The sequence below is a fragment of the Novosphingobium sediminicola genome, from assembly GCF_014196525.1.
GTDB lineage: Bacteria > Pseudomonadota > Alphaproteobacteria > Sphingomonadales > Sphingomonadaceae > Novosphingobium > Novosphingobium sediminicola.
The window spans coordinates 97,401-108,886 of the sequence record NZ_JACIDX010000018.1 but is presented as its reverse complement, the minus strand read 5'-3'; the positions used below and the strand labels follow the sequence as shown (position 1 = coordinate 108,886).

The window sequence follows — 11,486 nt, the reverse complement described above, 5'->3', positions numbered from 1 at the left end:
AACCACCAAAACAGCCTCCACCGCATACGACGTACATAACGACGTCAATAACGACGTCGCTTAACATCGTCAGGCGGCCTCAATCGGGCCGTTACACCGCACCGACGCCAGGGATCGTGGAAAGCAACTGGCACTGCTCGCTCGCGCGTGCCGAAACGACGAGTTGCTTGCTCAACTCCGCAACACGGGCACGCATGCCGCGCCAAGCCTCCAGCACTGGCAGCATGATCCGTTCGAGACCCGCGTTGCCCGCCAGAAGGCTACGCACATGTTCCTCGAATACACGCCCGGCGCCCTTCGGAACCACCAGACCGAATGTCTTCATCAGACCGCGGATCTGGTTCGACAGTTGGATCGTCGCTTTGAGCATCTGGTTGCGCGCCGCAATCAGCGTCCGGGTCAGCATGCTGTCGAAGGCCTTGACGCGCACCTCGCGGTAAAAGCCGACCTCGGCCAGATGTGCCAGGCCGTCCGCGTCGTTCGCATCGGTCTTGTTGCGCGCCATATCGAGGGCGGCCTTGGCATGGCGGGCGTCAATGCAGATCGCCGGCAGTCCTTCTTGCTTCAGTGCATGATAGAACCAGATCGAAAGCGGCCCTGTCTCGAACACAACTCGTTCCACGTTCGGAACTCGCTTGCGGATGACCTCTGCTATCAATTTGGGATCGGATGGGCACTTGCCCCGCCATATCCGCTGACCGCCTTCGCGTACCGAGAGAAATGTGTCTTTCAAAGACACGTCGAGGCCTATAAACTGACCCATGGTTGTTCTCCGTTGATGCTGGGCCCGGTCACAATCGTGAGCCCGTTTTCATCCTATCGGGGGGCAACCACCCTTCCAACGCATCACAACCGCGCCGATGTTTCCAACCCCGCGATTACCCTATGTAATTACCATGGTTCGCTGGTTGCTCTATGAAGCCGCCAACTCGGTCCTTACCCGCTGCAAAAGCCAGAATTGGCTCAGAGACTGGGCCCTCAATGTCGCGCGGCGGCGCGGGATGCGCAAGGCACGCGTCGCTCTCGCTCGCAGGCTCGCCGTCGTCATGCATCGCATGTGGATCAATCACACACCGTTCTCAGCCCTGAGGCCAGCATGACCTGATCGGATACGACCTGCCGTGGAATACGGGATCGTGTGGAGGTGGATGACCGCGTTGGACGACTTGTGATCATCGATCACGGCTTCGAGCTTGCGGCACCCGACCCACCTTTCGCCTCTCTCAGCCAGCGGCCAACCAGGACCGCGTACAGAAGCATGAGGCCCGTCTACCCGTCACGGCACCTTGACCGATTACAGAAGGTGTCCAGGTGGGTGCGATGGCCAAGGTCCTCGGCATCGCGTAGTGTCCTCGGAGGTGGAGATCTGGCACGATAGCGGACACAAGTATGATCCCCAGGCTGATCTATCTTGCTCCTGGACACGCAATGACAGTTGGTGTCCAGCCCCTTTTAGTCAGTTCTTCGGGCTACTCAACGGTTTGAGAGCATCTACTGCGAGCCTCCTGATTTTCAAAAATTGGAAAGTAAGCTCTGATTTCCGTTACGTGGCCTCGTTTGGGCGCAAAAATGTCTGGCAGTTGGCTCTGCAATTCCGATGTAGGCAACTAAAAGGTTTCTGGAAGCTCCAAAATATGCGACCAGCGAAAAAGACCGTGTTGATGGAGGCCCGCGCTTAATATGTCGCAAACGCTTTTGCCCAGTTCGCTGCTAAGCCAGCTTGGTGAGCGGGAGGCCGACACCTCTTCCCCATTGTCCCTGTCCGACCGGCGGACATTGACCGGGATGATCCTGTGTGTAGGGCTGGTCTGTCTTTCGGTTCTTGGCCCCTATATTGCGATGATGACATCTGAAGGCGCGAGTGAAGGCAGCTCTGTAAGGCAGTTCAGCTATCTGGTTTTGCTAGCGGCGGTGCTGATATGGGCTGCACCCTGGCGGAAAGGAGTACGCGTGATCGCGGTGCCCTTGCCGTTGCTGGCTGCTCTAGTCTGGTGTTGGCTCAGCGTGATTTGGGCGATCGAACCGGAAATCGCGCTCCGGCGTCTGTTATTGACCACCAGCGTGATCTGGTCTGTATGTATTCTCGTTCATGGCAATGGCTATCGCAAGAGCGTGGATGCCTTGCGGATCGCCATGCTGATTATCCTGATAATCAACTATCTGACAGTCTGGCTTGCACCGGAGATTGGAATGCATCTCGGCCTGGATAGCTGGGTGGGGACGGCGCTGGCGGGGAACTGGCGTGGACTGACCACGCACAAGAACTTCGCAGGCGCAGCAAGCGCGCTTTGCCTCCTGCTTTTTCTTTTTGATGCTAAGCATATAGATTTTCGTATTCGTGTCGCCGTGTTGCTGGCTGCTAGCATCTTTCTTTATAATAGCATGTCCAAGACATCAATGGGCATGGTTGGCCTGTCGGCGGTGATCGGCTTTTCTTATAATTCGATAGATCGTAAACTGCGGCAGTTTTTGCTGCCCATAGGGCTGCTGATAATCTGCGCGCTTGCCACCTATTCGAGCGCTTACCTCGATGTAATTAATCGCCTTTACATGGCGCCGACGTCTTTTACCGGGCGTGGCAAGATCTGGTCCGCCCTTATGCTTTATGCCAAGGATCATCCCTTTCTGGGGGCGGGCTTTGAATCGTTCTGGAATATCGGTTTCAGCAGCCCAATTTTTATTTACGGACACGGCTACGAAACAACAGTGACCGTGGGGCATAACGGTTATCTCGATCTTTTGATTACCGTTGGGATTCCTGGTCTCCTGCTCATTGTTTGGGGCACACTGTTATGGCCTCTACTGAGAGTTATTTCTAACGAGCGGATCGACGCGGCCAAAGGTACGCTTTTGTGTGCGTTGATACTTTTCTGCGCTGGGCACAATGTGACCGAAAGTAGTCTTTTCGAACGCGATGCATTTACCGGTGTCTTTGCAATATTTGCGGCTGCATTCGCCAGCTACACCTTGCCCAAACCCGGCAAAGGTCGTCGCAGGCGCAGCCGTGCTGCCCGAGCTGGCAATGACATCATGGCGGAAATGAACGTCCGTATGAACAAGACTTAACAGCAATCTCGGGCGTTTCCATCGGCTATGGCAGAGCAAAAAGGAGGGTGATGTGAAACACTCGATCCCGGCGCCATTTTTTGCTTCTAAGACGTATTGTGTTTCGCTTCTTGCGGGACTGGCGCTACTGTTGCTTATTCCGGGATTGTTGCTCGCTGCGCCATTCGGGACCGACGGCCCGGTCCATATCCGTTGGCAGATAGCCTTTGCGCATGAAATTATGGATGGTCATCTTTTTCCGCGCTGGTTGCCAGGGATGAATGACGGTTTCGGTTCGCCAGCCTTTTTCTTCTATCCGCCCCTGCTGCAATGGGTAGGGGCCTTGTTTACTCCTCTTTTACCGAGAGACGATCAGGCGATTCGGCGCTTAGCTCTGGCATTGTGGCTATTATCATGGATGGGCGCATTAGGGTGTCAGGCATGGCTCCGGATCCTTGGTGCAACGCCTCGGGCAGCTTTACTTGGCGCTATGCTCTGGCTCGCCGCGCCCTATCGAGCCTTTGTAGATACCTATCAGCGCAGTGCTCTGGCCGAATGTGCCAGTCTTTGCTTGTTGCCTTGGCTTGGCTATTGTGCCGTGCGGGTCAGTCGAAGAGTGCCGGGTAGCTGGGCGTTGCACGGTCTATCGATTGGCGCTCTGGCGTATGCCCATATGCCCGGTATGGTAATCGGTTATTTATTCGTAACAGGTCATGCGCTTGCGCTGATAATGGCCGAGAACGGGCTAAGGGCGCGCTTTGAGGTGGCGGCCGCGCTGAGTTCCTCCGCTTTGCTCGGACTGGCTCTGGCCGCCCCGATGTTGTTGCCCGCGCTCGGGCTACTAGATCATATTGTTGATGCCACAGCTATTTCTGGTGAACGCAACCAGCCGCACAACTGGCTCCTCTTTTCGTCTATCCCCTGGATCGACCATGTAGCTTGGATTATGACGCTGGGGCTGGTGGTGGTGACGGTACTTATCGCGGTGCTGATGGCGCCGGCGGCGGTTTTAGTTCATTCGGCGCGGTCCAGAGCCGTGGCATGGGCGATGCTGGCAACAGTTGGCGTGGTGGCGGTGCTCAATACGTCGATTTCTATGCCGTTTTGGGAGTTGCAAACACCGGTCAGTCGGATTCAGTTTCCTTTTCGTCTACTAGGCGCATCTAGTTTGGCTGTTAGCATTCTGGCCGCTTTGGCTTATGATCACTTCAGGGCGGCAGGAGAGACGCGGCGAGCCAGCCTCTTATGTTGGCTATTGGCAGCTATGATACTTGGCGATCTGACGGCTTTTGCTTATCAGCGTTTGCGGCCACGAGTTATATTTCCGCTAACTATTCATCAGGTTATGGCCAGCAATCACGATACATCCGAATATATTCTAGGTGATCTGAACGAGGTGGTACAAAGGTTTAGCACACAACGTGCCCTGGTTGTTGATGGTGGCGGCATCGCCGGCATTACGCTTGGTCGGATGGAGGGGGCTGGACGGCGGTTATCGGTGTCATACCATGCATCACGCGGCGCGGCGCTGGCGTTAAGGCAATTCGGCTTCACAGGCTGGCAATGCAGAATTGACCGTGGCGAGTGGACGGATGCGAGGCTGTATCGTTTCGGCTCTTCGCCGAGATCAGGGACGGTTCCAGTCTGCGCTATTCCTGGGGGCACCCATCGACTGGAGGCGCGACTTACTATGACTATGCCGGAGCGTCTTGGCCTTTGGCTGGGCTTCGCTTCCTCGGTGGTGTTGTTCATCATGCTCTGCCAAAATATCATTTTGCATATTATGCGGCATCGTCAGGAAAGTGAAGGTGGTATTATTTAATGTGACGCTTTTCCTATGTGGCATGGGTGGAATTTTTGATTGGATTTACTTTTAATTTTATTCGATTGACACATATGGAATTCAAATTGCGTCCAGCTTACTACGGAAGGGCGTGGAGAGACATGCGAAACATCGCGAAGATACTTGGTTGGCAATGAGTATGCTGCATAATTCGCCGTTGAATGGTGCAGTCTGTACGTTTGCACCGTTGTAATACACAAGGTAAAGAGGGCTTCACGATTCTAAGTGCTAGGTACCTTGGACCTAGTGGATTGATTCCAACGTTTGGTGCCCGCGCCTGACAGCGGCGATGATCTCCTCGGGATCGGCTTTCCAGACGAAGGGGCGCGGTTCCTGATTATGCTCTTTGATGAAGCGGTTGATGGCAGCCTGAAGATCAACCACGGAATGGAAAACACCGTTTTTCAAGCGCCGCCTGGTGAGCGTGGCAAAGAACCCCTCGACAGCATTCAGCCAAGAGCATGAGGTGGGCACGAAGTGGAAGGTCCAGCGCGGATGCCTGGACAGCCAGGCGCGGACTTTGGGCTGCTTGTGAGCGGCATAATTGTCGAGAATGACATGGATCGCCTTATCGGCGGGCATCTGCGCCTCGATGGTATTGAGAAAGCGGATAAACTCCTGATGTCGGTGGCGTTGCATGTTGCGGCCAATCACAGATCCATCCAGCACATTGAGCGCGGCAAACAGCGTGGTTGTCCCGTTGCGCTTGTAATCATGGGTCATGGTGGCGCCGCGCCCGCGCTTGAGAGGCAGGCCTGGCTGCGTGCGATCAAGCGCCTGAATCTGGCTCTTTTCATCGACCGACAGCACGATGGCGTGGGCGGGCGGCGCAACATAAAGCCCAACAACATCGCGCAGCTTTTCGGCAAAGGCCTTGTCGTTCGACAGTTTGAAGCTGCGCCACCTGTGCGGCGCCAGGCCGTGATCATGCCAAATCTTCACAACAGAGGAGGCCGCGATACCAACAGCCTTGGCCATCGCGCGGACCGTCCAATGCGTGGCCTCCTGGGCCGGTGGTTCCAGCGTCAGCGCCACGACCTTGTCAACCACCCCGGTTTCCAGTGGCGCGATGCCGGGAGGCCGGGTCTTGTCGCGCAGCAAACCATCCACGCCTTCAGCCATGAACCGCTCCTGCCAGCGCCAGACGCAGGTTTTGGATTTGCCCGTCGCCGCCATGACCGCCTGGGTGCCTTCACCCTGAGCGGTCAGCAAAATGATCTTTGCGCGCCAGACATGCTTCTGCGGTGAACCTCGTGCCGCAACAATCGCCTCAAGCCGCTTCCTGTCCCCTGCCGTGACATCAATCTGGATACCTGTTCGCATGCTATATTCTGGCATGCCGCCGACAGCGAGGGAAACCCTCAATCGGACTCATTCGTTCCGATCAATCCACTAGGGCGGCCACCGAAGCCAGTCGCTGCTGGTGGAATCAGGGCGTAGTGCTCCGCTTGGCGACGGTGAAGCTGCCCGTCACGCGGCCGGATTCGCTCTTGTCGCCCGTGCCCGAGGAGGCGCCGACAAAGTTCGAGACATGGCGGTCAAGATCGATCACCAGCCGCTCGCCCTTGCCGCTGCCGCGCGCGTTCTGCAAACGCACATGGCCGACCACGGTGATCACCCGCCGGGTGAAATCATAGGTGGCCATATCGCCCCAGACCCGGTCGTCACCCTGATTGATTTCGACATTGCCGGTCGCGTCGATGCGCTGGATCTTGATATTGTTGTTGTCGCCGCCTTCATTGGCATAGGCCACGATCGTGCGGGCGGCTTTCATGCGCAGGTCCTGCTGGGTAATATCGACATTGCCCGTCAGCAGCACGCGCTTGGCCTTGTCCTGCACCTCGATGCGGTCGGCGGCATAATCGACCGGCTTGTCGCTGTCATGATTGCCCAGCCCCTGCGCCAGCAGGGCCCCGGCCGATCCGCCAAGAACAAGTGCCATTGCGCTAAGGGCGGCAAAGCGGCGGGAAGGGGCAATCTTTGACATGATAGACATGACCTGGCTCTTAGCCCAAGCCTTGGCTCGGGTGAAGGGGCGTTTGTGGGGAATGGGAATCCCCTATCGGGGGGCTTTCATCTTGCTGGGCGTCATGCGCAGCCGCGCCCGCCCTTGCAGCACCACCGTCCGCGCGGAAATATCGGCGGCCATATGGTCGGCGGCAAAGGTTCCGGCCGGCACGATGCCCGTGACCCCGCCGCTGGCGGTGGCCTGCCGGGTTTTCAGGTTGATCGCCACGTCGCTGGTCTGCATGCGATAGCCGTCGCCTTCGGAAAAGCGGACGGGGCCCGCCACCTGCATGACCTCGCGGTTGATGTCATAGCGCGCCGAGGGAGCCTCGACCCGCGCCGCGCCGCTTTCCATCGCCAGCGTGGCGTTCAATCCGCGCATTTCCACGATCGGCACCTGCGCCGAATGCTGCACCGCCTGTCCCGCGTTCAGAGCGAAGGGGCGGCCCTTGTCATCGGCCCCGCGATAGGTCGCGCTGGTCACGGCAAGGCGCTCCTTGGCCACGGCCACCTTGTTGCGGTCGAGCAGGAAGGACACTTCGCCATGGGGAAAGATCGGGCTGACCACCATGACGGCGGTGACCATGCCAAGGCCGACGGGCAGGGCGGTGAACAAAAAGCGGATCATGCGATCCTGCGCCCCGCCGGGCGCGGCTTTCGCGCGGCGGCGGTTGCGCAGCAGATCGGCACCGATGGTCACGAGGTGCCTCAGGCCGACATATGGCTGAAGATGTCGTGATCGGGCCAACCGGCCAGATCGAGCTGCGCGCGCGCGGGCAGGAAGTCGAAACAGGCCTGCGCCAATGCGGTGCGCCCTTCGCGCTCAAGCCGGGTGACCAGAATCGCATGGGCGGCATGCAGATAGCGCACGTCGCTGGCCGCATATTCGCGCTGGGCATCGGACAGATCAACGCCGCCCCAGTCGCTCGACTGCTGCTGCTTGCTCAATTCCTTGCCCAGCAATTCGCGCACCAGATCCTTGAGGCCATGGCGGTCGGTATAGGTGCGCACCAGCTTGCTGGCGATCTTGGTGCAGAACACCGGCGCTGCCGTCACGCCCAGATAATGCTGGATTGCGGCAATGTCGAAACGGGCGAAGTGATAGATCTTCACCCGCTCCGGATCGGCCAGCACCGCTTTCAGGTTGGGCGCGGCATAGGTGCTGCCGGGCTTGAAGCGGACGAGATGTTCGTCGCCCCGCCCGTCGGCAATTTGCACGACGCACAGCCGGTCGCGGGCCGTGATAAGGCCCATGGTTTCGGTATCCACCGCAATCGGGCCGGGAGCCAGCACGCCTTCGGGGAGATCTTCTTCGTGGAGATAGACAGCCATTGTGCCAAAATGCTTAGGACGAAGCGGGCAAACTGAAAAGCCCTGAAAGCGGCGGGAAGGCAGATTATGACGGCAAGTGACGCAGTTCCCACAAGTTGGCGCGAAGCGTTGGATGGCGCGCTCTCCACACCCGAGGCGCGGCGGCTGGGCGGTTTCCTGAAAGCCGAGGAGGCGGCGGGCAAGGTGATCTTCCCTCCGCGCGGGCAAAGGCTGGCCGCACTGGAGCTGACGCCGCTGGATGCGGTCAAGGTGGTGATTCTGGGGCAGGACCCCTATCACGGGCCGGGACAGGCCCATGGGCTCAGCTTTTCAGTGCAGCAAGGGGTGCGCATCCCGCCCAGTCTGGTCAATATCTACAAGGAGCTGAAAACCGACATCGGCTTTGCCCCGCCCGCGCATGGCGATCTGTCCGCCTGGGCGCGTCAGGGGGTGCTGTTGCTCAACAATGCGCTGACCGTGGAGCAGGGGCAGGCCGGATCGCATCAGAACCGGGGCTGGGAGGCGATTACGGACGCCTGCGTGGCGGCGGTGGCGGCCGGGCCGCATCCTTGTGTTTTCATGCTCTGGGGCAGCCATGCGCAGAAGAAGGCCGCGCGCGTGCCGGGGTTGAACGATGGGCGGCATCTGGTGCTCAAGGCCCCGCATCCCAGCCCGCTCTCGGCCTATAACGGCTGGTTCGGCAGTCGGCATTTTTCAAAAGCCAATGAATTTCTTGAATCGGTTGGCCGTCAACCGGTTGATTGGAACCTGTAAAATCGTATTCCCAACAGTAGGCAATGAATCATTGCCTACAAAGGAATGATTATTCAAAATATGGCCATCCGCTTCTGAAAGGGATGGCCATGAACATCATCGATTTGCAGAAAGCTATTGGTGCGAAACCCGATGGCGTCTGGGGTGACTTGTCTCGCAAAGCCTTGCTCAGTACTTTTACCAGCGCGAACACTGCCCCGCTCGATGCCGACAGGATCAAGACTTTGGCCGCGCGGCTGGGCGTGTCGGTCAAACAATTGGCCGCCGTGGCCAAGGTCGAGGCCGCAGGCAGTGGGTTCGACAAGGATGGCCGCCCCAAGATCCTGTTCGAACGGCATAAATTCCATAAATACACCGGCGGCAAATATTCGGTGTGTAGTTTCAGCAACCCGCAGTCGGGCGGTTATAACGAAAACAGTTGGGACAAATTGCTGGGCGCGATCGTCACCGGAGAGGTCGACGCCGCCTTCATGGCCTGCTCATGGGGCAAGTTTCAGGTGCTGGGCGAATATTGGGACGATTTCGATTATGCCTCGCCCTATGCTCTGGCCCTGTCCACCGTGGCGTCCGAGGCCGGGCATTACCTCCTGCTGGTCCACTATGTCGAGGCCAACAAGCTGCAGGACGAAATGGCCGCGCTTTCCACCAATCCGGAAACCTGCCGCGCCTTTGCCAGAGCCTATAACGGCCCCGGCTATACGCAATTCGATTATCACAACAAGCTGGCCGCCGCGATGAAGTGAGGCGCGCAGCCTAGAACCGGTGCCAAAGTGCCAGCGCGATATCGAAAAAGGTGATCCCGGCAATCGGCGCGATAAACAGCAGCAGGAGATTGATCCCGACCAGCGACATGACCAGCCCTTCGCGTCGCCGGTTGGGATCGCGGCGGGGTGGGGGGCTCCACGGGTCGGGCGGAGGCCAGGGATCGCGTGTGTCGAGGAACATGGGCATCGACTCCGGTTTGTTGCCGGTATTCTACGCCACGGTCTGCCCGATGCTCCATAGAAAAAAGCGCCGGCAGGAAATCCCGCCGGCGCTTCTTTATGCCCGTTTTCCGCGCCCGATCAGCGCGGCAGTTCGGTCACGCCCATCAGCGCCTCGTCCACCGCACGCGCGGCCTGACGGCCTTCGCGGATGGCCCAGACGACAAGGCTCTGGCCACGGCGCATGTCGCCACAGGCAAAGATCTTGTCATCGCTGGTGCGATAATTGTTGGTGTCGGCCTTCACATTGCCGCGCGCGTCCAGAGCAACACCGGCCTGATCGAGCAGACCCTGCTTGCGCGGGCCGACAAAGCCCATGGCGAGGAAGATCAGGTCGGCCTTGAGCGTGAACTCGCTGCCGGCCACTTCGACCATCTTGCCGCCTTCCCATTCGACGCGGACGCATTCGAGGCCGGTGACAACCCCGTTTTCGCCCACGACGCGCTTGGTCAGCACGGCGAATTCGCGCGCCACGCCTTCTTCATGGCTGCTCGACGTGCGCAGCTTGAGCGGCCAGTTCGGCCAGCTCAGAGCCTTGTTTTCCTTCACCGGCGGCTGGGGCATGATTTCCAGCTGGGTGACGGACAGGGCGCCCTGACGGTTCGACGTGCCGACGCAGTCGCTGCCCGTGTCGCCGCCGCCGATCACCACGACATGCTTGCCCGTGGCGGTCAGCGAGCCGCGCGGCGCGGCGCGGATTTCATCGTCGCCCGCCACGCGCTTGTTCTGCTGGGTCAGGAATTCCATGGCAAAGCGCACGCCCTGCATTTCATAGCCCGGAATGTTCAGGGGACGCGGATCTTCCGCACCGCCCGCCAGCACGATGGCGTCGAAGTTTTCCTTCAGCGATTCGACCGAAACATGCACGCCCACCTCGACCGAGGTGCGGAAGGCCACACCTTCGGCTTCCATCTGCACCATGCGGCGGTTGATGAGGTGCTTTTCCATTTTGAAGTCGGGGATGCCGTAACGCATCAGCCCGCCCACGCGGTCGTTCTTTTCAAACACCGTGACCGAATGGCCCGCGCGCGCCAATTGCTGGGCCGCTGCCAGACCCGCCGGGCCAGAACCCACCACGGCCACCGACTTGCCGGTCTTTTTGGCGGCCACCTGCGCGGTGATCCAGCCATTTTCCCAGCCCTTGTCGACGATCGAGCATTCGATCGACTTGATCGTCACCGGCTGGTCCACGATGTTCAGCGTGCAGGCCGCCTCGCAAGGCGCGGGGCAGATGCGGCCGGTGAACTCGGGGAAGTTGTTGGTCGAATGCAGCACTTCAAGCGCATTCTGCCAATCGCCTTCATAGACCAGATGGTTCCAGTCCGGGATGATGTTGTTCACCGGACAGCCATTGTGACAATAGGGAATGCCGCAATTCATGCAGCGCGAGGCCTGTGCTTTCAGCGCAGGCTCGGCATGCGGGATCACGAATTCCTTGTAATGCTTCACGCGCTCCTTCGGGTCCGCATAGGTGCGATCCTGACGGTCAAGCTCGAGAAAGCCGGTTTCCTTGCCCATGTGTA

At 58.9% G+C, this 11,486-nt stretch carries 10 protein-coding genes and 2 pseudogenes; 5 read left to right on the top strand and 7 right to left on the bottom strand.

Annotated elements, in window-relative coordinates; all coding sequences use genetic code 11:
• Nucleotides 1-94: 94 nt before the first annotated feature.
• A pseudogene (locus tag GGR38_RS19910) lies at nucleotides 95-763 on the bottom strand (IS110 family transposase); the annotation flags it as partial.
• Nucleotides 764-899: 136 nt separating this feature from the next.
• Here GGR38_RS19910 and GGR38_RS24280 point away from each other — a divergent pair.
• The 3 genes and pseudogenes from GGR38_RS24280 to GGR38_RS19900 all read left to right on the top strand — a co-directional run.
• Nucleotides 900-1,100 (top strand): annotated as a pseudogene (locus tag GGR38_RS24280) (IS110 family transposase); the annotation flags it as partial.
• 580 nt (nucleotides 1,101-1,680) lie between these two features.
• Nucleotides 1,681-3,066 (top strand): O-antigen ligase family protein, encoded by a 1,386-nt coding sequence (locus tag GGR38_RS19905; protein ID WP_183628015.1) that lies wholly within the window; start codon nucleotides 1,681-1,683, stop codon nucleotides 3,064-3,066.
• Between the two features lie 52 nt (nucleotides 3,067-3,118).
• Nucleotides 3,119-4,867 carry a hypothetical protein gene (locus tag GGR38_RS19900; RefSeq protein ID WP_183628013.1) on the top strand — a complete coding sequence of 583 codons (1,749 nt, stop codon included), beginning with the start codon at nucleotides 3,119-3,121 and terminating at the stop codon, nucleotides 4,865-4,867.
• Nucleotides 4,868-5,131: 264 nt separating this feature from the next.
• Here GGR38_RS19900 and GGR38_RS19895 read toward each other — a convergent pair whose 3' ends face one another.
• From GGR38_RS19895 to GGR38_RS19880, 4 genes are all read right to left on the bottom strand, one after another.
• A complete protein-coding gene (locus GGR38_RS19895) occupies nucleotides 5,132-6,211 on the bottom strand; it encodes an IS630 family transposase (RefSeq protein WP_183628011.1) in 1,080 nt (359 codons plus the stop codon).
• 106 nt (nucleotides 6,212-6,317) lie between these two features.
• Nucleotides 6,318-6,884, bottom strand: a complete 567-nt coding sequence (locus GGR38_RS19890) for an LptA/OstA family protein (RefSeq protein WP_183628009.1) — start codon at nucleotides 6,882-6,884, stop codon at nucleotides 6,318-6,320.
• Between the two features lie 63 nt (nucleotides 6,885-6,947).
• The gene (locus GGR38_RS19885) at nucleotides 6,948-7,595 is read right to left on the bottom strand and encodes an LPS export ABC transporter periplasmic protein LptC (RefSeq protein WP_183628007.1); all 648 of its coding nucleotides are present in this window, start codon (nucleotides 7,593-7,595) and stop codon (nucleotides 6,948-6,950) included.
• 8 nt (nucleotides 7,596-7,603) lie between these two features.
• Nucleotides 7,604-8,227, bottom strand: coding sequence for a ribonuclease D (locus GGR38_RS19880; RefSeq protein ID WP_183628005.1), 624 nt, complete (start codon nucleotides 8,225-8,227; stop codon nucleotides 7,604-7,606).
• 66 nt (nucleotides 8,228-8,293) lie between these two features.
• Between GGR38_RS19880 and ung the strand changes: the two genes are divergently transcribed.
• Together ung and GGR38_RS19870 are read left to right on the top strand one after the other, a co-directional pair.
• Nucleotides 8,294-8,980, top strand: coding sequence for a uracil-DNA glycosylase (gene ung / locus GGR38_RS19875; RefSeq protein ID WP_183628003.1), 687 nt, complete (start codon nucleotides 8,294-8,296; stop codon nucleotides 8,978-8,980).
• 89 nt (nucleotides 8,981-9,069) lie between these two features.
• Entirely contained in the window at nucleotides 9,070-9,723 is a 654-nt protein-coding gene (locus GGR38_RS19870) for an N-acetylmuramidase domain-containing protein (RefSeq protein WP_183628001.1), read from the top strand.
• Between the two features lie 10 nt (nucleotides 9,724-9,733).
• On the opposite strand, the gene GGR38_RS19865 is transcribed toward GGR38_RS19870, so the two are convergent.
• Entirely contained in the window at nucleotides 9,734-9,925 is a 192-nt protein-coding gene (locus GGR38_RS19865) for a hypothetical protein (RefSeq protein ID WP_183627999.1), read from the bottom strand.
• A gap of 119 nt (nucleotides 9,926-10,044) precedes the next feature.
• Nucleotides 10,045-11,481: a glutamate synthase subunit beta gene (locus GGR38_RS19860; protein WP_183627997.1), complete on the bottom strand. Its 1,437-nt coding sequence runs from the start codon at nucleotides 11,479-11,481 to the stop codon at nucleotides 10,045-10,047.
• Nucleotides 11,482-11,486: the final 5 nt, after the last annotated feature.

Excerpts from the sequence above, each read along its gene's own strand:
- GGR38_RS19905 (WP_183628015.1), top strand. The coding sequence starts at position 1,681 with ATGTCGCAAACGCTTTTGCCCAGTTCGCTGCTAAGCCAGCTTGGTGAG.
- GGR38_RS19895 (WP_183628011.1), bottom strand. The coding sequence starts at position 6,211 with ATGCGAACAGGTATCCAGATTGATGTCACGGCAGGGGACAGGAAGCGG.
- GGR38_RS19890 (WP_183628009.1), bottom strand. The coding sequence starts at position 6,884 with ATGTCTATCATGTCAAAGATTGCCCCTTCCCGCCGCTTTGCCGCCCTT.
- GGR38_RS19880 (WP_183628005.1), bottom strand. The coding sequence starts at position 8,227 with ATGGCTGTCTATCTCCACGAAGAAGATCTCCCCGAAGGCGTGCTGGCT.
- ung (WP_183628003.1), top strand. The coding sequence starts at position 8,294 with ATGACGGCAAGTGACGCAGTTCCCACAAGTTGGCGCGAAGCGTTGGAT.
- GGR38_RS19870 (WP_183628001.1), top strand. The coding sequence starts at position 9,070 with ATGAACATCATCGATTTGCAGAAAGCTATTGGTGCGAAACCCGATGGC.
- GGR38_RS19865 (WP_183627999.1), bottom strand. The coding sequence starts at position 9,925 with ATGTTCCTCGACACACGCGATCCCTGGCCTCCGCCCGACCCGTGGAGC.
- GGR38_RS19860 (WP_183627997.1), bottom strand. The coding sequence starts at position 11,481 with ATGGGCAAGGAAACCGGCTTTCTCGAGCTTGACCGTCAGGATCGCACC.